The sequence below is a fragment of the Mucilaginibacter sp. P25 genome (assembly GCF_050859465.1).
Lineage (GTDB): Bacteria > Bacteroidota > Bacteroidia > Sphingobacteriales > Sphingobacteriaceae > Mucilaginibacter > Mucilaginibacter gossypii.
The window spans coordinates 2,509,286-2,530,626 of record NZ_CP193937.1; the positions used below are offsets into that span (position 1 = coordinate 2,509,286).

Consider the following 21,341-nt stretch of genomic DNA (forward strand, 5'->3'; position numbering starts at 1 on the left):
AATTTAGTTTACAATAATTTGACGTCAGCGCCTGGTTTAGCTTGCATTATTAAGAATTGATATTGCCTTATTACTGATAACTATAGGATCGACATTGTTGATATTCAGGTTGGAGCCGCGCTTGTATAAATCGTTGAGTAACGCATAATTATCTTTATTGTTAAACTCTTCAGAAGGATAAAACGTGTATATATTGTTTGCAATGGTTAAGGGATAGGGAACAAAACGACCGAAATGGTTGCCATTGGAGATACAAATTGCGGTGGTTTTTGTACCTGTAGCAATATGTATAGCACTGGTATCATTTGAAATTAATAAATCTGCATTGTTAATCAGTTCAATTAATTCAACAAGGTTAGTTTTACCGGTTTTATCTTCAATTTTTTCTTTGTTTTTTGATTGTGATATTATTTCAGTAGCCAGGCATGAATCTGTAGATGAGCCCGCAATTGTAACAGTAATTTTAAATGTTGAATTTGCCATTATGGAATCAATTGCTGTTGCAAATAAGTTTGTCCCCCACCTTCTATACTCCTGGCCCGCACCGGGAAATATTACCAATTGCAAAGCCCTTTTTTCGGTTGACTTACTTTCGGTTGGCAAATTTAATGAGGTACCAATTCTCTGACCAGTAAGGATTTCAATAAATTTGTGATTTCTCAGGTATTCAAAATAATCAGTTCCGGGAACATCTACAATGCTGTCATAAAATTTATAAGAGCGTTTTAATTCTTCTAATGATTCCATATTAGTATCATCCCCGCTGCTGCAAATCTTTTGTTTGGCTCCAAGTTGGGATATAAACTCATCAGTGTGCAATACTCTTGAATGAACCGGATTGATTAAGATATCAAATGCCTTTTTTTAATGGCAAATGATAATCTTATTTTTTTGTTTATATCATAAATTATTGATGGCGCTATCCAGATAAATTCATCGATGACATCTTTATCATATGCCTCGGCTATATCTTTAAATGCTATATTCCCAAGGAGCGTCAGTTTATAGCTTTTAAATTTTGGTGCGTGTTTGATACATTTTATATAGTTTCTGAAAAGAATGTAATCGCCAAGAGCATCAAGTCTTACAATTAGAATCCGGTTACTTTTAAAAGGAAGCGACGTTTGGTTAAAGAAATGGAATAAGATCCTCAGGATCTTGTTTGTACTTCTTTTTAGTAACATCATGAGTAATATCCAAATACCTTATATAATCTGATCCTGATCCTGTTTAAAAAAACAATTTTCTTCCATTCATAAACAGTGCCGTGAGCATCTGCCGCCCATATTTTCTGATGATCGGCCTCCCATTGCGCCTTCATTTTTGGCGAATGAGTTTTGGCTTGTTCATGCACGTTGGCAACGGAAAGAGGCTCTTTGATTAATGCCCTGCTGTGTCCTTTTACCAGCCTGAGCCATAATTCAAAATCAAGGGAGCAATGAAGCTCCTCCCAAACGGGTTCATGAATGGCGGCGCTCCAAAAAGTGGAGGGCTGCACAAGGCTCGGAATCTTGATAAAATAATCAATAAAAGGCAATACCCGCGTTGTGGTTGTTTTGCCGGACACCACATTGTAGTCGTTCCCGTAACCGTATATAAAATCTGCATTGGTGCTCATAAATTTATTTAACACCTTATGGAAAACGCCTTTAAGATAGTAATCATCACTATTGATCCAGGCATGGTACCGGCCGGATGAAAGGCTGAACCCCTGATTAATGGCATTGCTCTGGCCATTATCTTTTTCGCTTTGATAATAGCTAAGCCATGGGGCATACTTTTCAATAATCTGTTTGGATTGATCGGTACTGCCGCCGTCGATGATGATATACTCCAGGTTGGGATAGTTTTGCAGAAGCACAGCCCTGATGGTTTGCTCCAGAAAACCGGCCTGGTTATATGACGGGGTTACGATGGTAAGCTTAGGCCAGTTTATTCTATTATCATAAATAGTTGGTGCAGCCTGCTCATCCCAGGGCCAGCCGGTTTTGCCGCACGGAGGTGGGGGTAACTGGTGCAATAGTCCGTTTTCGGTACCGGCTACTATGGGCAGGGGCAATTGAACGCCTTTATTGATAAAGTTTGAACGGTAAGACTGAAGATCCGGAAGATTCATGTTTTTGTTCAGTCAATTATCTGTAGAAATGTTCGGCCAAATTTTTCAACGCTTTCATGATAAGTGTTATTTTCAAAGAGCAGGGGAGGGCTTCGATGTTCACTGAACTGCTGAAGCAGTTGCGCTAACTGGTTAACATTATATGGATCAAAAAAGCGTGCCGAACTGTTAACCAACTGCTCCCTGTGAATCTCAATATCTGAAACCAGTAAAAATTTATTCATTAGCTTAGCATCCTCCACAACAGTGCTCCAGCCTTCAAACAATGATGGCTGTATAATGGCAATGGCATTATTCATCAATTGAAGCTGATCACGCCGGTCGATAAAACCCAGGAACTTAACGTTGTTGCCGATGTTATTGTCTTCAACAAACGCTTTCATCTCTGTAAAATAATGTGGGTTTCGGTAGTCGTTGGTATTACCGGTAAAAGCTACGGTAATTTCAATGCCTTCCGCTTTTAGCTCTTTAACTGCTTTTAGAACTACCATCTGATTTTTATGTTTCCAGAACTGGTTAGGGCAGATAAAATACCTTGCGGGCAACTGATATTTTTCAAGCAGTAACTTGATGTTGATATCCTGATACGGAGGATGCGCTACCGCGAAAGGCAGAACGATTACCTTAACTGTATGCTTAGGGAAAATAGATTTGAAATGTCCGAGCGCGGTATTGCTGCTCACAATTAAATGCCCGGCCGAGGCTTGAATTTCCTGCTGGTTTTGCAGGCGCGAGGCAATATCATCTTTACTGAAAAATTCAGGGGCAAAATGTTCCTGGAAATCAGCTACCCAATATATTTTCTTTTTAGCAGCCGATTGTTGCTCACTTTTATAATAAGGAAAAACAGCATCAAGGGCTTTAATTTTCTGGCTAAACAGACGGATTTTAAACAGCCGGTTTGTTACCCTGTTTAGTAATTGGAAACCTTTGTTTGCTTCGCCCGAACCAAGCTGAAAGCTGATATAAGGATAGTTGAATTTTTGCTGCGCCGTCCTGAAACTTTCGTAACTATCAGTAAGCAAAATAATATGCGGCTTTTCCTCATCATTAAGGACGTTTAACGCATTTACCAGGTTTTCGATATAGTAAGTGCCGCCGATCCAGTTTTCGTTGTAGGTGTAGCTTAGTCCTATTCTTTTCCTTTTAGCCATTTACAATAGGTATTAATACCATCCTCAAAATTTACTTTTTGTTGGTAGCCCAGGCTAATTAGTTGCCTGTTATCGGCTTGCCAGTATAACGGATCGCCAATGCGGTTGGTGCCTGTAAATGACAAGCCGCCGCTAAAGCCTATATATTTCAAAAAAGTTTCGGCTGCTGTTGTTATAGTGATGGTATTATTATTAGCAATGTTTGTAATGCTGAACCCGGACTTGTCGGCATTGATAAACAGGTTAATGGCGTTTACAATATCGATAACATGAATAAATTCGCGTGTTTCGTTACCGGTACCGAACAATGTGATATTTGTTTGAGTCTGCGATTTTTTGTAAAGGTCCCAAAACAGCTGTTTTTTCAAACCGGCTCCATATGCCGAAAACACACGGAATATATGAACATTTAAGCTAAAATGATCGTGATATAGCTGGCAGAGCTCTTCGGCTTGTTTTTTATGCACACCATAGGGTGAAAGCGGATTAAGCGTATGGGACTCTGTAATAGGTAGCATTTGCGGATTGCCGTAAACTGCCGCGCTCGATAGCTGGATGAGCCTGCAATTGCCATTACCTTCTTTTATGGCATTGAGGATGTTCACAAGGTGATGAACGTTTAGCAAGTAATCACGCTCAGGATTATTGAATGATTCGGGCACTGACGCAGCCCCTGCACAGTTAATACACCAATTAAACTGTTGCTCATGAAATACCTTCTTAAAATCTGCGTTGGTGGCATCAATTAAAAAGTAGTTGGGATCGTCATATTCTACCATTACATCAGCGCCATATACTTCATAATCTGGTTGACTTTTAAAATAGCTGTAACAGGCCGAACCGATAAATCCTTTGGAGCCTATGACAAGTATTTTCATTGCTGTGGTAATGTTTTTATAAAACTTGCCGGGTTACCGGCAACCATGGTAAATGGTTCAACATTTTTAGTAACCACTGCTCCTGCTGCTACGATAGCGCCTTTGCCAATGGTAACTCCTTTTAAAATTACAGCGTTCAGGCTGATCCAGGCGTAGTCATCAATTATTATCGGTGCAGTGTGTACGTTGCCTTTATCGGCCCAGTGCCCGTTGTGTACCAGGTCCATCCACCGTTCGGCCCTTTCAATGGCTTCAAGCTCATGCGCATTTGTGTCCATAATATTTACATTATGTGAGATTTGCACAAAATTGCCAATGGTTATGCTTTCGCCTGACCAGATCCTGGTGTGATCGCCAATGTAGCAGTTTTCGCCAATCACAATTTTACCGCCGTACTTAAATATATTGAGCATCCCCCGGATATGGGTTCCTTTGCCAACTACTATTCTCGATTTGTCGAGCGAGTTCGAAACTACCGCCTCCGGATAAAAAGTGGCCCCGAGATCGGTAATGCTTAATTGAATGTTGCGTTTTGCCTGTTTTTCATTAAGCAGGTAAATTAAATGGACAAGGTTTATTTTTTCAAAAAAGCCAAGCAATAACCGTTTTATGAATTGTTTCATTATGCTATCTTAAAAAATTTAAGCGCCCTGTGTATAACAGAAATTTTGTATTTTTTGTTAAGCCGCGCGTAAACCTGTTTTAAATAAGCGGTATCCAAAAGCATTTTTTAGGATGTTTTAGTGGGAATATCATTGTGCCTAATGGTAGATCGGCAATAGCATCATCTGCCGAATGCATATGTGTCCCATTTCCATAGCCTATATTTTTTACAAGATTTATGCAAGGATTAACTGCCATGCCACCGTTGATCAGAATGCTATAGAACCATTGAATATCCCAGGTATTTAATGATTTGTTAAAGGATGATTCAAACATGCCGTAATAACTATGGTACCAGTCGGTAGTGCCAAGCTGCATTTTAACCTTATCCTTTGTTTGCTGCTTGGCCCAGTCTTTCATTTCTATGTCATAAAGGTTCCATGCACGTTTCCAGGTGGCCCAACCCCAGATACCGCCATGCCCCCAATGATATGATTGGGCATCTTTTTTCCAGCCATCGGTTAGTAAATTTGAACCTGATATTGACATTACCCTGTCGTCAAAACGGTATTTTGTCAACAGATCCTCGCAAAAGGGGAAAAATGTTCTATCGGGCAGGCAGTCATCTTCTAAAATGACTCCTTCGTTAACATTTTCAAAAAACCAGTTGATGGCTTCGCTAACTGCCGATTTGCAGCCGAGGTTTTTATCCCTTAATAATGTTTTAACTTCACAATCCCAGTTTATGCGCTCAATTACCGAACGTGTTTTGGCGCACAGGTCGATATCATCGGGTTTATCAGGCCGTGGTCCGTCGGCAGCTATATACAGGTATTTAGGTTTAATTTTAGCTATGGCTTCAAAAACCATTTCTGTAAAAGCCGGGCGGTTAAATATTAAAAAAAGTATCGGTACGGAATATCCCATAACCTCAATGGCTTGTGAAAGCCTGGGCTGTTTTTACAGTTTTTAATAATTGTTTTATATGCTGGTACTGGTTTTTTATTAGTTGCCTGTTAGTTAGCAGCGATTTGAGCTGGCCACATTTTTGATAGTATAAAATTTTTTGTTCGATACTAACAGTCCGGAATTTAATAGTCTTCTGATAAACCAAGTTAACCGTTAACTTGGTTAAGGATTTTGCGGTGGAAAGCAGATCTTGATTTATGATTTGTTCGATAGATGGTTTATTATTAACCAGTGCGAAATAGCCATTGAGCAAAGCGCTGCTGTAGTTTAGCCAAAACGCTGCTTTTAATATATAATTGATATTTTGCCTTTTAAGCGGAACAAAGTGTTTAAATTTCAGATTATCATCAGCTATTATTTTGTAGCTCATTAAATGGCTCATCAAACATATTTCAACATCTTCGCCCGAAACCAGCTTTTTGCCTATGCGGCCGGTTGTTACCTGGCGCCAATTTGCGTTCTTCAGTTCAAGCAGTATACTTTTCCGGTAAACAGATCCGGCACCATAAACCCAATGGCTACCGACTGCCCAAGTTTGAGGACCCCAAACGGTAGTAAATTTCAGCAGGCTTTCGGAAAGTAGGGCAGGTTGTTCCGCTTCTATTAATCCACATCCCCCAATACACCTATTTGGCTATCACTGTTCATGATTTTAAAGGCACGCTCAATGTAATCGTCGAAAAGCCAGTTGTCATCATCGCAAAAAAGAAGGTATTCATATCGAGCGTGATTTAAACCCATATCCCGCGCATGACTTAGCCCTGCAATAGGTTGGCTCACAACGCTGAACGGAACATCGGTTAAATTGTGTTTTCCCCATTCGGCCCTGGCTGTGTCCGCTGTGCCATCTGTTGATGCATTGTCAACAATAATAACCTCCCATCCAACACTTCCCGGTACCTTTTGTAAGGCCAGGTGTTTAATGGTTAGGGGAAGCCGCGCGCTGCTGTTATAACAGCAAAGAATAACCGATATGCCGGTACTCAAGTTATTGAGGAATTGGATAACATAAAACTACAAGACGATCGATCAAGCCAGTTTATCAGAATGATTTGATTTTGGCAGCATCATAGCAAGCAATTCCCGCTTCATAGCACTATTTAATATAAACCTGTTAAGCATTTTCTGGTTACAAGCTGTAATTTCTTCGCTTGTCAAGGCTTGATTTTGACTTATATTTATTATCAGATCCATCAATTTATCACGTGTGTGACAGTAAGCAATTACATTATCGCACTCGTTTTTAAGCGATTTATCAATGTTATAAAAAATTGTTTTAAATCCGTTTTTGATACTTTCCAAACCTGAGAAGCCGGTAAATTCACCGATGGTGAAGTTGATAAAATATCCGTTTTTTATTTCATCGCTTAGTTCACTCATAGGAATCGATTTTTCAGTAAATGCGATGTTTGAGGAAACATTAAGCCGGCTGGCCATATCCATAATGTTTTGATAAACTTTCGGGCTATATACCGTGCCTATGAATAGTATCTGGACATCGGTGATCCCCTTGTTTTTTAACAAGTGTAGTATTTTTATCAGATCAGGGAAGTAATTCTTGTCTTCAGCGATTCTTGATATGACGTTTAAATTAATCATTCAAAAAAAGTGGAAATAAGCCTCTTTTACATTTAAATACGGCGTTCCCGTAATGGGTATCGAGCTCGTTTAACTGGTATTGATTAATGCAAACCAGAGTGTCATCGGGGTTGTCAAAGTATGTTTCCGGAAAGTTATAGGTACCTTGCGCCGCATTGGTTACATGCCAATAAAACCGATGATCATGATTAACTGTGTCTTTTACCCTGTAAATATTATACAAGCCGATCACATGGACACTTTCATATATGCTATTGGCAAGAAATTTTAATTTTAACCTCCAGTATATCGACCTCAACATTTTTAAAGGGGCTCTGAAGTTCTTTATTACGTTGAGCCGGGTTCTTACTACTCTTATTTTCTTCTGTTTAAAAATCAGGTCGTAATATTCCTGGTTGTAATTATCAAGGATCAGTATAGTTGGGGCAATTTTGTTTTGCTGGGCAAAAACAGCAAGTTCATGAACAAGTTTCTCAGCACCTCCAATTACCAGGCCACCATTCACTATCAAAATTTTACGCATAAAACTTTTTGATAGTTTTAGTTACGTACTCAATTTCTTCATTGCTCATGCCCGGATTCAGCGGAAGGCTCAGGCAGGTTTCTGCCAATTCCTCAGCTATCGGGAAGTCACCTTTTTGGTAACCGAGGTGCTCATACGCTTTTTGTAAATGGGCAGGTACAGGATAATGGATCCCGGTGCCTATTCCATTGTTGTTTAAATGTTTCTCCAGCTCATTTCGTTTTGCAGTACGGATTACATATAAATGGTATACATGTGATGATCCTGAGGCGGTGGCTGGTAAGATAAGGCCGTCGATTCCGTTAAGTTGACGGGTATAGGCAGAAGCTATGGTCTGCCGCTCAGTTGTCCATCCATTCAGATATTTCAATTTTACCGAAAGAAAAGCAGCCTGCAGTTCATCAAGCCTTGAGTTTACACCGATAACCTCATTGTAATATTTTTTTCGGAGCCATAATTACGCAGCAGGCTTGCTTTTTGTGCGAGGCCGGTATCGTTGGTGGTTAAAGCCCCTGCATCGCCATACGCGCCCAGGTTTTTTATTGGATAAAAACTGGTAGCGTTAATGTGGCCGAAGCTGCCGGTAAGCTTGTTGTTGTATGTGCTGCCCTGCGCCTGTGCGTTATCTTCAATCACAAAAAGATTATGCTTATGGGCTATCTGGATAATAGCGTCCATTTGGCAGGCTTGCCCGTAAAGGTGTACGGGTATGATCACTTTTGTTTTTGGGGTGATGGCTGCCTCAATCAAACGTGGGTCTAAATTATAAGTATCCTTATCGGGCTCAACCGGTACAATGGTAGCCCTTACCTGCGACACGGCGAGCCAGGTGGCTATAAACGTATTTGAAGGTACGATGACTTCATCGCCTTCACCAACTTCAAGCACCCGTAGCGCAATGCACAGGGCATCAAGTCCGTTGCCTACCCCAATGCAGTATTGTACGTTATTGAAGGCAGCGTAAGCATTTTCGAAATCACTTACTTCCTTACCAAGTATGTACCATTTATTTTGAAAAACGCGCTCAAACGCCGCGCGAATCTCTGCTTCAACTAAATTATTCTGACTGGTTAAAGATAGAAACGGAATATTCATCGGGTTCAACTTTGAGCCGTAGGCTTTTTGCTTTTATATAAATGTTATTACGGTTCCGGCCCATGAGTAGCCAACACCAAAGCCGGCCAAAAGCCATTTTGTTTGCGGAGTAACCTGTTTTTCTTTCATGGCTTCATCAAGTGCAACGGGTACCGATGATGATACCGTGTTACCAATAGCGGCCATATAGATATAAAAGTTTTCGGAAGCTATATCCATCTTTTTACGCAGGTGCTCCAGCATGTACCGGTTGGCCTGGTGCAGGATAAACTGCCCGATTCTCGTCTTTGCGCACACCGTTTTTTTTAAGGGTATCTGTTATTAAAGCAGGAATCTCTTTAGAGGTAAAAGCAAATATTTCGGGCCCGTTCATATATAAACTTCCTAATGATTGCTCATTCCCATAGTCATCATGTACGGTGTCGGCACTTTTTTCAGGGTAACGGATGGCTCCCTGCTTTACCATCAGATTTTCAGCACCCTTACCATCCGTACCCAATTCAAAGTTGCCTATAGCCGCAAAGCCTTCGGTGCTGATGAGGGTAGCGGCGGCGGCATCACCAAAAATGGTACGGTTTCCCTTATCTTTAGGATGTATGAATTTTGAATAGGTTTCGGCCGTGAGCAGCAAGATATTGGTGGCTATACCTGCCGCTATAAGACCCTTGGCTAAAGCAAGGCCGTACACGTAGCCCGAACAGCCCAGGTTAAAATCGAGTGCGCCCGCTTTAACCGGAATACTCAGCTTATCCTGTATAATACAAGCTGTTGAAGGCAAAAAATAGTCTGGGCTTTGGGTACAATATAATATAAAATCAATTTCAGTTGGATTGATGTTATGCGCGGCAAACAGTTTTTGTGCCGCGGCTATCGCCATATCTGACGCAAACTCATCCTCGGCAGCAATGTGACGGGTGCTGATACCTATTTTGTTGGCTATCTTCTCTACTCCCCATTCGGGAAACAGGGCCGACAGATCAGCATTGGTAAGCTGATTTTGAGGCAAGTGGTATGAAATAGCTTTTATAAAGGCCTGCATTTACTGTATGGTGAATCCCCCGTCTATTATCAGGGTGCTTCCGGTTACCCACTTACTGGCGTCAGATAACAGGTAAATAGCTGCGTTGGCAACATCAATTGGTTCGCCAAATCCCAAGGGGTATTTTTTTCATCGTCTTTCAGCTGCTCCTCTGTAAATATAGGGTCGTAGATGAGTTCGGTTTTTATCATGCCCGGAGAGATATTATTGACCCTGATCCTTTGGGCAGAAAGTTCAATAGCTAATACCTTTTGCATAGCATTTATGGCGCCTTTTGAAGCGCTGTACATCGCGTTGCCAACAGTTCCAACATAGTTGCCGGCAATGGATGATATAAATACGACCGATCCATTTTTGTTTAGCTTTTTAGTTTTTAACAGCTTATTGATCAAAATAGCGGGTGAGAAAAAATTTGTTTCGAAGATCGAATCCAGGTCTTTCCTGTTTATAAATTTAAAAGGCAAAGTTTTTACAATCCCGGCAGATAATACGACGCCATCTAAATTCGGCATTAACTCAATCAGGTTGTCCTGTTCCTGCTCAATATCAAGATCGGCAACATATTGGGTGCCGGGTACTTCCAGCAAGTTAAAAACGTCTGACAGTCGTTGCTCGTTTCTGCCGGTAATAAAAGTTTCGGCTCCCATTCCTGAAACGCTTATAGCAATTTGCCTGCCTATGCCTGATGAGGCGCCGGTAACCAAAATTTTTTTACCTTTTAAACAGAATGGGTTATTCATAGGATATTAACGTAAGTGCCTGGGTTTACGAATTTGATTTTTTCAATACAATATCGTAGATGTCCTGAATAACTTTTGAGTTGCGGATATCATCGCCTGTTAGTCTGACTGCGTAAACGTCATCTACCATGGCAATCACTGAAAGTGCTGTCATGGAGCTCCACTCGTCGTTTTCTTTGAATAATGTTTCGGCAGTAAAAGAACTTGTATCCAAGTCGTCAAACTGATCAGCAAATTCGCTTATAAATTTTTCAATATTCATAGTTAAGTTTTAGGTTGTATTATACTTATTAAAAAACTAACCTTGCGTTTAACGCTCTCCTCATCTATTGTAAAATAATAGTTGAGTTCGTCTTCACCTGTTATTGTTGCAAACATTTTATGAAACCGTAACACTTTTTTATTGTCTTTCCTTACATCAAACACACATCTTTTATTTTTTAATTCGCTGGCTGCAAATTCAGAAATAAACAGATCTGATTTTATGCTTACAAATTCATCGCATCCGGGTTTTATGATCCAGCTGCCACTGGTGTAGGTATCAGCCGTTATATCATACAATCTTATAACTCCGAGCGGCTGATAGTCATGGTCAGAAAATAAAAAGTAATATTCCTGCCGTTTTTTTCCCGCTTTTTATATGCTCTAATCCATTCAATTTGCTTTTGCAAATTATTGTCGGTATGTGTCAGGTACCGGGCGTGTACCGGGTCGGTTCTTAAACTTAAAATAAATTCGGCATCGCTTTCCTCAACCAATCTAAATATTAAGTCAAATTTACAAAAAGGGAACTCCACTTATAATGATTTGTAATCTTTGAACTGTTTGTACTCTCTTAGATAATCGGCTTCTGTATACAACATAGAAGCTAATACAAGGCAAATAGCACCCGACGAAAAATTTGAAATATCGCGCCAGATGCCGGGCTGGATATGCAACCCTATGTACGGGCGGTTTAACTGTACTGTTTTTTTGTTGATACCATCGTCAATAGTGATATCAAAGCTGCCACTGGCTGCTACGATAAATTGTTCAAGCTGCTTATGTCCGTGCGCCGCGCGTGATTCTCCTCCCGGGATATCATACAAATAATATACCCGTTTAACAGCAAAGGGGATATGGATATTGTTTTCAACAGGAGTGATGTTACCGGCCCGGTTATGAATACGGTTAAGGTGGATGATGTTACAATCAAAAACAGTTGATATTTTACCTTCCATGTTTGCAACTCACAAATTGATCAAAACCCCTGATATATTCATTTACATCATACTTGCCGTTGGTCAGGATCAGGGCAAGTGAATTGGTCGAGAAGTTCTCAATCTCCCGCCACATCATTTTCGGAACATACAGCCCATAATATGAACGGTTAAGGCTATACCGCATTTCCTTTACACCATCATGAAGCACAACGTCGAAGCTGCCACTAATAGCGACAATAAATTCCTGCAGGTTTAAATAAGCGTGGCCGCCACGCCGTTCGCCGCCGGGTACGTCATAAATCCAATAGGTACGCTCAATTTTAAAGGGGATATGGTTGTTTTCTTCAATGAAAGAAAGGTTTCCCCGGTCGTCTAAAAACTTGGGCAATTGTATGATGCGCGGGGCTTCCATATGCTGTTATGCCTGGTAACTAATATCAAAATCAAGTTTAGGGTGAATTACACCCGGAGCTAAAGCGCTGTTACTTCCTTTACTTTCGTTTTCAACCTCAAACCCGATAAAATCATCAGCACCAAATAATTGGTAACGTTGATTTTCGCCAAAAATCAACTTGAATGAATAATTGCCGGCGTTCAACAGGTTAGGCGGAATAGTACACTTAACCGTGTAAAACCCGGTTTTTGAATCATTATTGGTTGATATAAGCACGCCGTTATGAAATACGGGGATTTCATCACTATTTTTTAATTCAAAGGTTGCATCTAGGTTAATGCCCGTTTTTTGATTAAAAAAGATCATCTCTAAGCTAATGCCTGTCGAAATGGAGATACTGTCGCCGGTAAGCGGCCGGATGACGAATTTAAGCACTTTTATATTTTCATTCCCAGGTGCTGAGGTTAGATCGCCCTGGTGTTCAAATGTTGACCGGGTATTGTTATTGGTTTGATAAAAGCCTACTGCTTCGAGCTGTTTGTTTTCATATATCAACTGCCCGTTTGCAAGCACAATGCCCCGGTTACATAATGTTTTCACCGCGGCCATGTTGTGGCTTACAAACAAAACCGTGCGCCCTTCGTTCATGCTTACCTGTCCCATTTTACCGAGGCATTTTTTCTGAAACTCGGCATCGCCAACTGCCAGTACTTCATCTACTATCAAAATTTCGCTTTCAAGGTGCGCAGCCACCGCAAAGGCTAACCGTACATACATTCCCGATGAGTAACGCTTAACCGGCGTGTCGATATACCTTTCAACCCCCGAAAAACTCACGATCTCATCAAACTTTTGTCTGATCTCGGCCTTGCGCATCCCCAGTATGGCACCATTGAGATAAATATTTTCCCTCCCGCTCAGTTCCGGGTGGAAACCTGTGCCTACTTCAAGTAAACTGGCTATCCGGCCCTTTAGTTTTACCGAGCCGGTAGTAGGAGAGGTAACACGGCTTAAAATTTTAAGCAGGGTACTTTTACCTGCTCCGTTGCGGCCTATAATGCCAACAGCATCGCCCTGTTCAACTTCAAAATTAATATTGTTCAAGCTCCATACCACATCACTTTCGCCTTTGATGGTACGATCATTCACTTCGCCTATTTTTAAAAAAGGATCTTCCTTACCCCGCAGATGTGCCCAAAAACGCTCCAGGTCGCGGGAGATAGTGCCCGTACCAAAATCGCCTAGTTGGTAGGCTTTTGATAAGTTTTCAACTTTTATTGCCTTGCTCATTTATACAGTATCAACAAAAGTTTTTTCAACCTTATTAAATATTACTATGCCTGTAAGCAGTATTACAATAGTGCTAACGATACTGTAAGCTAACAGCTCCCAGTTAAAGCTTCCTTTGCCTAAACAGCCATACCTGAACGTTTCAATTATGGCCGTAATGGGGTTAAACTTAATAAGCCAGCTGTATTTAGGATATTTAGCCTGTGCCACCGATAAAGGGTATATAACCGTTGTTGCATACATTAAAAGTGGTACGCCAAAGGCTACTATAAACGCTATATCCCTGTATTTTGTGGTAACAGCCGATATGATCATACCTAAGCCTAAACCCAGTGATGCTATCATGATAATGAGTAATGGCAGCAGCAAGGCTGCTATATTGGGAATAATATGTTCGCCCTTTAAGATAAATATGATGTACAGGATTATGAAAAGTAGAAACTGAACCGCGAAACGGATCAAGTTTGAAAGTACAATACTTAGGGGCATAATAAGTCTTGGAAAATATACCTTGCCAAGTATACCGGCATTATCTTTAAAAACAGTTGACGTTTTGTTCAGGCAATCGGCAAAATAGTTCCAAATGATGGTGCCGGCCAGGTAAAAAGTGGCTTTGGCAGGCCATCAACCGGGATGCCGGCCAAATTGCCAAATATCAGGGTATAAAACAGGATAGTAATAACCGGCTGAATAAAAAACCACACCGGACCCAAAATGGTTTGCTTATAAAAGGAAATAAAATCGCGCCTAACGAGTAGCACAAGCAGGTCGCGGTAATGCCACACCTCTTTAAGCTTAAGGTCGAGCAGGCTGCCTTTCGCATTTATTTCGATGTCCCACTTTTCCGGATGCAAATCAGTCATTTATCAGCTGCTCAAGTTTGGTCATATAATCGTGCTCGTTAAAATGGCTTAAACATTTTTCCTGTAAGCTTTTGCGGGTATCAGCAGCTAAGTGTTTTTGCAAATGCTTTGTTATTGCTTTGTTAAGTTCGGTAAGGTTGTCCGGGTCAATGGCTTCTCCCAGTTCGCCGTTCCGGATGGCGTCAATACTACCATCGGCATTGCCACAAATAACGGGTAAGCCGCAGGCAAGAGCTTCAATAAATACAATGCCAAATCCCTCCTTTTTGCTTGGTAAAACAAACAGGTCGGCCAGCAGGAAATGGTCGGTGAGTTCGGCTTCATCAATAAAGCCGGTTAAAATTACCTGTTCCGTTACATCATGCGCCGCTATTAATTCTTTTATACGGATGTGTTCCTGCTCATCATATTTGCCCGAAAGTATATATTTTATTTGCGGAAATTGTGACTTAAGGCTGCCCAAGGCACTAATTACCTGGTCATACCCTTTGTATAGCTCGGTAGATGCCATGCGTGTTAACGAAAATATGATAAAATCATCGTGGTTTAAACCATAACGGCGCAACAGTTTTTGTGGCTTCGCGAAGATATCGGGCAAACGCATAAATGGGTCAATTGCATTATTCAGCACAATGCATTTATCTGCATTCAGGTTATGCCTTTTTATCATTTGCTGTTTGGTATAATTGCTTACACAAATTACGCAGTCGCAGTGTTTAAGCGTCAGCCGCTTTAAAAACGAAAGCGGACGCCAAACCTCAATGCCGTGTGCTACAAGCCATAACCGGCATTTAGGGTTAATCAGTTTAATTAACAGGCCAATGATGGCCAGGTTAATATGACTTAATATAGCAACATGGGGCTTTGCCGAATGGCCGATGGTTTCCAAAACAAAACCTGCCCGGTTTATGCCAAACCCTTTGAAATTTGCAGAAGGTAAATATTGCGCCATCAGGTCATCCTGCTTATCATAAGCCGACCAAAGCTCAAAATTCCAATTGTTTTTTAAGGCAGCACGATGCAAGGAATGACCAAGTGTGCGTGTCATTTTCTGGATGCCGCCGGTAGTGCTAAATGTTTGTAAAGTAAAAAGAATTACATTTTTAGCCATCATTTTGAACCTGATACAAGGCAAAAGCCTTTGACCAATGAATGCTGTCGTTTTTAAACTGTTTTATAACATTTTGTGCCGCTTTTCCTTTGTAATTATCAGTATCGCTAATTAGCCGGTGCTCCTTCATCCATTTTTGTAAGGGGAATGTGAAACCCATTTTGGGCCTGTTCCAAACTTCAGGCGGAATAAGGTTGTTGAAACTTTCAATAAGAAGTTTTTTCGGCTGGCGTTTATTAAATCTGATGGCTGGTGCGATATTCCGGGCTGCACGGTTAAAATCTTCATCCAAAAACGGAACCCTGACTTCAAGGCCATGATTCATGCTCATTATATCGGTATCCCTAAGTAATTGGTTTTGCATGTAGAAATGCGTTTCAAACCATTCTGCATGTTCGTTATTATACCCGTGTGGTGCGGGCGACAAAGCTGTGCCGAACAATACATCATTAATATGATCAATGCTCGTATCCAGTAGAGCAGAAACATCAGCCAATGAAAACAATCCACGCAAAGCCAGGTAATCAGCTACGGGATGGTTAACAGCGAGGAATGCCAATCTCTTATAATGATCAGGCAAAAAATGACTGGATATCTTTAACATCCATGATGGCAGTTTACGCAGATAGCCAAGATATTTTATGCGGTTAAATGAGGGATAACCTCCAAAAAGTTCATCGGCGCCCACACCTGATAATACCGCCTTCAAACCATCGTCATGGGCATATTTACTTATAAACCAGCCGTTAATGCCATCGGTGGTAGGCATATCCATAGCATCCATGATTTGCGAAAAAAACGCTTCAAAATCTGATTGTTTTACCAGGTGTGAAAAGTTTTGGCCATTTATTTTATTGTTAATGATGTTTTGATAGCTGCGTTCATCATAACTTTTTTCATCAAAAAATATAGAAATGGTTTTAAGTTGCTCTTTTTTTGCCGATTGGCCAGCATTGTGAGCAGGCTTGAATCAATCCCCCGCTTAAAAATACACCTATGGGTGCATCGGCAATTAATTGCCTTTTTACGCCCAGGCTAAGTGCATTGTAGATTATCCGATGGGCTTCGTTTTTATCGGTTATTACATTTTGCAAACCATCAATGTGATATTTGCTTAAAGTATACCCTGCACTCCTGTGGTCCCAGCATAAAAAATGTCCTTTGGGCAAGCTGAATACATTTTTTAATGTGGTATAGGGTTCAGGAATATGGCCAAATGCCAGTAGTCTTACCGGCCAGTCCGGATCTTTTTCGATATTCAGTCCCGACTGTTTAAATGCCCGCACTTCAGATGCAAAACAAAGCTCGTTGTTTACAGCCGAATAATATAGCGGTTTTATACCGGTAGTATCACGTACAAGGTAAGTAAGGGCTTTGCCAACATCATACAAGGCAAAAGCAAACATACCTCTGAACCTTGAAAAAGCTGCAGTGCCCCAATTAAGATAGGCCTGGAGTATAACTTCGGTATCAGTGCCTGACTTAAATTGTGCTCCTGATCTTAGCAATTCCTGTTTTAATTCAGGGTAGTTGTAAATTTCGCCATTGAAGGTGATCCATGCATTTTGGCCCACATCTGTCATGGGCTGATGCCCGTTGCTGCTGAGGTCAATAATTGATAACCTGCGGTGACCGAAAACAAGGCAGGCTTTTTTATCTTCAAATATGCCCTCATCATCCGGCCCGCCATGCTGTAACGCGTGGCACATTAATTTTACGCTATTCCTGATCTCGTTCTGGGATATTTTTTCAGAAACGATTCCTGCTATACGGCACATTGTTCATTAAATTTCATAGCTTCGCCCCGTAAGTTACATTGATGTCTTGTAACTAATTAGCTATTAATCACTTGTGTTGCAGGGCACAAGCTGTCTATTTATTGAATTTTCGGCGCAAATAATGAAATATTATCTGTTGTCCAAAACAATTCCTTTTATTTTAAAACCGCTCAATTAGCGATGCAGCAACATTAACGATAATAGAGTAACCAATACTTTCCAGGCGTAATATCAGTTGTTTTTGCGATCTGCGTGATACAACTTCGCCTGTCATGCCCTTTAGTACACCTGCTCTGATGATAATCTTCTCGCCCGGCTGCAGGTCTTCCTCTGTTACCTCCAGTTCATATGGACTTGCCATGAGTAATTTAAGTTCATGGATCTGCTTATCAGGCATAACTGCAGGCTTGCCCGAAAAATAAAGGAACCGCGCAATGCCTTTGGTCATTAACACTTCGGCCTGCTCTTGTTCGGCAATATTTACAAACAGGTATGATTTTAACAATGGTTCCTCAACCCATTTTCTGCGGTCGCTCCATTGTTTAAGCTGACGGTGCAGGGGCAGGTAAACATTAATGCCTTTGCTCACTAATGCTTCATATGCCTTTTTTCGGCTCGTGGGTTGGTGTAAACCGGGTACCATTTGTTTACTGCCATATTGATTTTAGTAACAATCTTTTTAAATAAACAAGCTTATTTAAACCATCGTTTTAAATTCCACCATTTTTTCTTTTCATCATCAAGATAATAGCCCGAACCTTCGTAGCCGCTGTAATCTGAATAATAGTAATATCGTGTGCCTGCATTTTCGCCGGTAAATTTGGTAGTGTAATATCTTGAATGCAGCAAATCTTCTTCGAATGCATTTAAAATTATCACGGTATTATCGAGGTGATATTCCTGCGCTATGCGCTGTGGCACAGTTGCGGCATAATATTTTGATTTGCCAGACCGGATCACAAAAACATTGATGTCACTTATCCTGATAAGCGGTATAGCATCTGATACCAGTCCGATGGGAGCGGTATCAATCATCACTATATCATACATTGTTTTAAGTGTTTCAATTAAAGCGTTCATCCTTTTGCTGTGTAGTAGCTCTGATGGGTTAGGCGGTACGGGCCCCGACACTATAAAATCGAGGTTTTCCTGTTCAGAGTGATGAATGATATCGTCAATTTCAGTTTGGTGTGCAAGGTAATTGGTCAAGCCAATATCATTGGCCACATGAAAAGTTTTATGTAGCCTTGAACGACGTAAATCGGCTCCTATTAATATTACTTTTTTATCAATAAGTGAAAGCGTGCTTGACAAATTTACGGCAACAAATGATTTGCCTTCGCCGGCTACTTCCGAGGTTATACAAATAACTTTGCTTGCTTTTTCTGACGAAAGGAAACTAAGATTAGTACGTACAGAACGGACCGATTCTGCAAAAATTGATTTGGGTTTGCTGATAGCAAGGATTTGTTCGCTGCTTTCGTCAAGGGCATACGGGAATTTTCGGATAACGCCCAGGATAGGTATGCTGGTTAGACTTTCAATGGTTTCCTTATCATAAATATAGGGGTTTAATATCCTGATGAGAATGATAAGCCCCAGGCCTATAGCCAAGCCTAATATAGTAGCAGTACGGTGGATATTATGTTCATTGGGCGAAACTGGATTATAGTTTGGTTGAGCCAGCTCAATAATAGTTGCACCAGGCAAAATCCCGGCACGGCTGATCTGCGCTTCCAGTTTTTTTCGGACAGAAAAGAGTATACCTTATCATTAATATCAAAATCACGCTGCAGGCTCACCATATCACGCTGGGCGGCAGGCAATGCCGCTATAGTTGAGTTAACTTGGCCAAGTTGATTATCAACATATTGAATATTTTTTTCGATGCCAGCCCGGATCTGTTTTATATTGTTTAAAGCGGTGGTTTTAATTTGGATAATGCTTTGGTTAATGTTTTGAATAGGCTGCGAATCGGCATTATAGGTAGTTAATAAACTTGCCCGTTCTGTAATCAGGTTGTCCAGGCGGCTTACCATAACTTCTAACGACGGTAGATTAGCGCTGCCGACATTAAAGTTTAAGGTTACATTGTTTTTTTCCTTGGCTATTTCGCTGCTAAGCTGGTCGAGCGCTATTAATTGTATTTTTAATAACGATTTGTTTGATTCAAGCTCGGTTGCCTTGGTTACTGAAGTAGTTGATGCGGATGTAACGTCAAGGATCTTGGATTTTTTCCTGTATTTTTCTATCGAGTTTTCAGAGCCTTTTACTTCAGTTGACAGATAATCCAGCTGACTGTCAATAAAATCGATCATTTGTGAAGCTGACTGCGCCTTTTGGTTTCGGTCAAAAATCACATAATTGTTCATAATCGCATTAAGTATATCTGCTGCAAACTGCGGATTGGAATCTGTTTGCTGGATGGCAATTATATTTGAGTTTTTTGCTGTTTCGCCAGCATATAAATTACCCTGTACCCGGCCGATAAAATCTTCGGGGATATTGAACTTAAATAAATAAATTGTTTTGGATGGAATTGACCCCGGGTATTTAATTCGGAAACTGGTATTGCCAATGGTTACAATATCGCCGTATTTGTAGTTGTTTTGGATCTCCTTACCGTTTATGCTATAGGTAAGATTGAAGTTTTGAGCACTGACCGGCTTAAAAGTTATCAGGCTATGGAAAAAATTAAGGCTATCAAACTTTACCAGAGTAATACCGAGAGGTTTTTGCGGATAGGTTTCGGAGGTACGTACCCTGCCCGAGATATAAAAGCTGATACGATAGTCGAGGTCTTTTATTGCTGTTAGGATGAGGGTACGGCTGGTTAATACCGAAGTTATACTTTGAATTTTTGACGGGCCGCGTTCGGGCGTGGTCATTACACTGATAATGTCAGAAATTTCTGATTTTTTTCTTCTACCTTAAGTGTTCCCCCGGTGGCATATGTTTTGGGTGTATACCATAAATAAGTGTATGAAATAGCTGATGTAATAACGACGGATGCCAATATCCAGTACCAGCGGCTGAGGAGTATTTTGCCGATCTTAAAATAGTCAATTTCCTGGTTGGGCAGCTTTCTTTGTACTTTTTCTAACTCTTCCATTTACCGATGAGAAAGCGTAAAAATAATCAAGGCGGTATTAAGCAGCAGTAAAACCGGCTGCGTTATTACCGAAAGGTTTTGCAATTTATCATTGCGAACGGCACGTTTGTTTTGTGCTATATAAATAACATCTCCGCTTTGAAGAATAGCACGGGGATCATTTATTGATTGGATATCCCGAAGGTTAATTTCAGTAACCTGCGGGTTTTTTTGATCGCCTCTTATTATTTTTACATTTGCTTCATTAGCCTTATCTGTCAGGCCTCCTGCTTCTCCAATCATTTCAACCAAAGTTGTCCTGTCTTTTGTTAACGTATAGTTCCCCTGCCCCTTTATTTCGCCAAGTATGGTTACCTTAAGGTTAACGATCTTCAACTCAATTATGGGGTCTTTCAGCAGGTTTGTACGGTAAAGCTCCTCAATTTGTTTTGCTGCTTCCGGCCTGGTAAGACCAGCAACTTTTACATGGCCGATAACAGGCAGCGCAACAGTGCCGTCGTCTTCAACCTGAAACGTTTGCCCGGCAGTACCGCCACCTCCGCTGCCCCCTGCATTGGTAGCAGGCGCTTCGTCAACTATATACTTTATGCTTTGCAGGTTCCTGATCTGCAGTATATCCTGTGCTTTAATATGGTATGGGCCTACTGCTGCATCGCTTCCTTTTGATGCGGTATCAGTAACATTATACTTTTGGTCAAAAAGATATTGATATTGTTTGCTTGAGCAGGAGGTTAACAAAAAAAGTATCCCAATTATCAGGCAGATAGATGTATAGTTGCGCATATTCAGCTATAAAGTTCCAAGTTATATTTAAGATAATTAGGCTTCAAAGTCAAAATTACATAATTTCGGGGTATTAATACGTTGTGTTTTTC

General features: G+C 40.8%; 28 protein-coding genes and 2 pseudogenes. All 30 read right to left on the bottom strand.

The features are described 5' to 3' along the window. Positions 1 to 36 precede the first annotated feature (36 nt). Positions 37 to 747, bottom strand: coding sequence for a glycosyltransferase family 9 protein (locus ACRQ5D_RS13090; RefSeq protein ID WP_431199784.1), 711 nt, complete (start codon positions 745 to 747; stop codon positions 37 to 39). Positions 748 to 842: 95 nt separating this feature from the next. Then, positions 843 to 1,187: a hypothetical protein gene (locus ACRQ5D_RS13095; RefSeq protein ID WP_431199785.1), complete on the bottom strand. Its 345-nt coding sequence runs from the start codon at positions 1,185 to 1,187 to the stop codon at positions 843 to 845. Next, a complete protein-coding gene (locus ACRQ5D_RS13100) occupies positions 1,184 to 2,116 on the bottom strand; it encodes a glycosyltransferase family 2 protein (protein WP_091173978.1) in 933 nt (310 codons plus the stop codon). Before ACRQ5D_RS13100 ends, ACRQ5D_RS13095 begins: the two co-directional genes overlap by 4 nt. Before the next feature lie 8 nt (positions 2,117 to 2,124). Beyond that, the gene (locus ACRQ5D_RS13105) at positions 2,125 to 3,270 is read right to left on the bottom strand and encodes a glycosyltransferase (protein ID WP_091173975.1); all 1,146 of its coding nucleotides are present in this window, start codon (positions 3,268 to 3,270) and stop codon (positions 2,125 to 2,127) included. Further along, on the bottom strand, positions 3,249 to 4,148 hold the full coding sequence (locus ACRQ5D_RS13110; protein WP_091173972.1) for an NAD-dependent epimerase/dehydratase family protein: 900 nt from the start codon (positions 4,146 to 4,148) through the stop codon (positions 3,249 to 3,251). The genes ACRQ5D_RS13105 and ACRQ5D_RS13110 overlap by 22 nt, the downstream gene beginning before the upstream one ends. Then, the gene (locus tag ACRQ5D_RS13115; protein WP_091173968.1) at positions 4,145 to 4,771 is read right to left on the bottom strand and encodes an acyltransferase; all 627 of its coding nucleotides are present in this window, start codon (positions 4,769 to 4,771) and stop codon (positions 4,145 to 4,147) included. Before ACRQ5D_RS13115 ends, ACRQ5D_RS13110 begins: the two co-directional genes overlap by 4 nt. A 79-nt stretch (positions 4,772 to 4,850) precedes the next feature. Further along, on the bottom strand, positions 4,851 to 5,678 hold the full coding sequence (locus ACRQ5D_RS13120) for a nucleotide-diphospho-sugar transferase (protein ID WP_432329176.1): 828 nt from the start codon (positions 5,676 to 5,678) through the stop codon (positions 4,851 to 4,853). Positions 5,679 to 5,682: 4 nt separating this feature from the next. Further along, positions 5,683 to 6,090, bottom strand: coding sequence for a hypothetical protein (locus tag ACRQ5D_RS13125; RefSeq protein ID WP_432329178.1), 408 nt, complete (start codon positions 6,088 to 6,090; stop codon positions 5,683 to 5,685). A 233-nt stretch (positions 6,091 to 6,323) separates the two neighbouring features. Then, positions 6,324 to 6,707: a glycosyltransferase family 2 protein gene (locus ACRQ5D_RS13130; RefSeq protein ID WP_432329180.1), complete on the bottom strand. Its 384-nt coding sequence runs from the start codon at positions 6,705 to 6,707 to the stop codon at positions 6,324 to 6,326. A gap of 42 nt (positions 6,708 to 6,749) precedes the next feature. Continuing rightward, the gene (locus ACRQ5D_RS13135) at positions 6,750 to 7,163 is read right to left on the bottom strand and encodes a hypothetical protein (protein WP_143020860.1); all 414 of its coding nucleotides are present in this window, start codon (positions 7,161 to 7,163) and stop codon (positions 6,750 to 6,752) included. A gap of 148 nt (positions 7,164 to 7,311) precedes the next feature. Then, positions 7,312 to 7,842 carry a hypothetical protein gene (locus tag ACRQ5D_RS13140; protein ID WP_091173953.1) on the bottom strand — a complete coding sequence of 177 codons (531 nt, stop codon included), beginning with the start codon at positions 7,840 to 7,842 and terminating at the stop codon, positions 7,312 to 7,314. Next, a pseudogene (locus ACRQ5D_RS13145) lies at positions 7,835 to 8,937 on the bottom strand (DegT/DnrJ/EryC1/StrS family aminotransferase). Before ACRQ5D_RS13145 ends, ACRQ5D_RS13140 begins: the two are co-directional and overlap by 8 nt. A 33-nt stretch (positions 8,938 to 8,970) precedes the next feature. Beyond that, positions 8,971 to 9,180, bottom strand: a complete 210-nt coding sequence (locus ACRQ5D_RS13150) for a 3-oxoacyl-[acyl-carrier-protein] synthase III C-terminal domain-containing protein (protein WP_432329182.1) — start codon at positions 9,178 to 9,180, stop codon at positions 8,971 to 8,973. Continuing rightward, positions 9,161 to 9,976 carry a ketoacyl-ACP synthase III gene (locus ACRQ5D_RS13155; RefSeq protein WP_432329184.1) on the bottom strand — a complete coding sequence of 272 codons (816 nt, stop codon included), beginning with the start codon at positions 9,974 to 9,976 and terminating at the stop codon, positions 9,161 to 9,163. Before ACRQ5D_RS13155 ends, ACRQ5D_RS13150 begins: the two co-directional genes overlap by 20 nt. Further along, positions 9,977 to 10,716 (bottom strand): annotated as a pseudogene (locus ACRQ5D_RS13160) (SDR family NAD(P)-dependent oxidoreductase). It abuts the gene before it with no gap. A 25-nt stretch (positions 10,717 to 10,741) separates the two neighbouring features. Further along, positions 10,742 to 10,978 (bottom strand): acyl carrier protein, encoded by a 237-nt coding sequence (locus tag ACRQ5D_RS13165; protein WP_091173945.1) that lies wholly within the window; start codon positions 10,976 to 10,978, stop codon positions 10,742 to 10,744. 301 nt (positions 10,979 to 11,279) lie between these two features. Beyond that, positions 11,280 to 11,474: a hypothetical protein gene (locus tag ACRQ5D_RS13170; RefSeq protein ID WP_431199786.1), complete on the bottom strand. Its 195-nt coding sequence runs from the start codon at positions 11,472 to 11,474 to the stop codon at positions 11,280 to 11,282. Positions 11,475 to 11,513: 39 nt separating this feature from the next. After that, entirely contained in the window at positions 11,514 to 11,936 is a 423-nt protein-coding gene (locus ACRQ5D_RS13175) for a sugar 3,4-ketoisomerase (protein ID WP_091173939.1), read from the bottom strand. Further along, complete coding sequence (locus ACRQ5D_RS13180) at positions 11,926 to 12,330, bottom strand: sugar 3,4-ketoisomerase (RefSeq protein ID WP_091173936.1); 405 nt, start codon at positions 12,328 to 12,330, stop codon at positions 11,926 to 11,928. The genes ACRQ5D_RS13175 and ACRQ5D_RS13180 overlap by 11 nt, the downstream gene beginning before the upstream one ends. Before the next feature lie 6 nt (positions 12,331 to 12,336). After that, positions 12,337 to 13,602 carry an ABC transporter ATP-binding protein gene (locus ACRQ5D_RS13185; RefSeq protein ID WP_091173933.1) on the bottom strand — a complete coding sequence of 422 codons (1,266 nt, stop codon included), beginning with the start codon at positions 13,600 to 13,602 and terminating at the stop codon, positions 12,337 to 12,339. Further along, positions 13,603 to 14,202, bottom strand: a complete 600-nt coding sequence (locus ACRQ5D_RS13190; RefSeq protein ID WP_431200782.1) for an ABC transporter permease — start codon at positions 14,200 to 14,202, stop codon at positions 13,603 to 13,605. After that, positions 14,160 to 14,465, bottom strand: coding sequence for an ABC transporter permease (locus tag ACRQ5D_RS13195; RefSeq protein ID WP_431199787.1), 306 nt, complete (start codon positions 14,463 to 14,465; stop codon positions 14,160 to 14,162). Before ACRQ5D_RS13195 ends, ACRQ5D_RS13190 begins: the two co-directional genes overlap by 43 nt. Further along, a complete protein-coding gene (locus tag ACRQ5D_RS13200; protein WP_091173924.1) occupies positions 14,458 to 15,579 on the bottom strand; it encodes a glycosyltransferase family 4 protein in 1,122 nt (373 codons plus the stop codon). Before ACRQ5D_RS13200 ends, ACRQ5D_RS13195 begins: the two co-directional genes overlap by 8 nt. Further along, positions 15,569 to 16,492, bottom strand: a complete 924-nt coding sequence (locus ACRQ5D_RS13205) for an asparagine synthase-related protein (protein ID WP_432329762.1) — start codon at positions 16,490 to 16,492, stop codon at positions 15,569 to 15,571. Before ACRQ5D_RS13205 ends, ACRQ5D_RS13200 begins: the two co-directional genes overlap by 11 nt. A 4-nt stretch (positions 16,493 to 16,496) precedes the next feature. After that, complete coding sequence (locus ACRQ5D_RS13210; RefSeq protein WP_432329188.1) at positions 16,497 to 17,354, bottom strand: asparagine synthetase B family protein; 858 nt, start codon at positions 17,352 to 17,354, stop codon at positions 16,497 to 16,499. Between the two features lie 160 nt (positions 17,355 to 17,514). Further along, positions 17,515 to 17,997 carry a UpxY family transcription antiterminator gene (locus tag ACRQ5D_RS13215; protein WP_431199788.1) on the bottom strand — a complete coding sequence of 161 codons (483 nt, stop codon included), beginning with the start codon at positions 17,995 to 17,997 and terminating at the stop codon, positions 17,515 to 17,517. A gap of 50 nt (positions 17,998 to 18,047) precedes the next feature. Continuing rightward, positions 18,048 to 19,064: a CpsD/CapB family tyrosine-protein kinase gene (locus ACRQ5D_RS13220; RefSeq protein ID WP_431199789.1), complete on the bottom strand. Its 1,017-nt coding sequence runs from the start codon at positions 19,062 to 19,064 to the stop codon at positions 18,048 to 18,050. After that, positions 18,971 to 20,242 carry a GumC family protein gene (locus ACRQ5D_RS13225; RefSeq protein ID WP_431199790.1) on the bottom strand — a complete coding sequence of 424 codons (1,272 nt, stop codon included), beginning with the start codon at positions 20,240 to 20,242 and terminating at the stop codon, positions 18,971 to 18,973. Before ACRQ5D_RS13225 ends, ACRQ5D_RS13220 begins: the two co-directional genes overlap by 94 nt. Continuing rightward, positions 20,242 to 20,466, bottom strand: coding sequence for a Wzz/FepE/Etk N-terminal domain-containing protein (locus ACRQ5D_RS13230; RefSeq protein WP_431199791.1), 225 nt, complete (start codon positions 20,464 to 20,466; stop codon positions 20,242 to 20,244). The genes ACRQ5D_RS13225 and ACRQ5D_RS13230 overlap by 1 nt, the downstream gene beginning before the upstream one ends. Continuing rightward, positions 20,467 to 21,249, bottom strand: a complete 783-nt coding sequence (locus ACRQ5D_RS13235) for a polysaccharide biosynthesis/export family protein (RefSeq protein ID WP_091173912.1) — start codon at positions 21,247 to 21,249, stop codon at positions 20,467 to 20,469. Positions 21,250 to 21,341 lie beyond the last annotated feature (92 nt).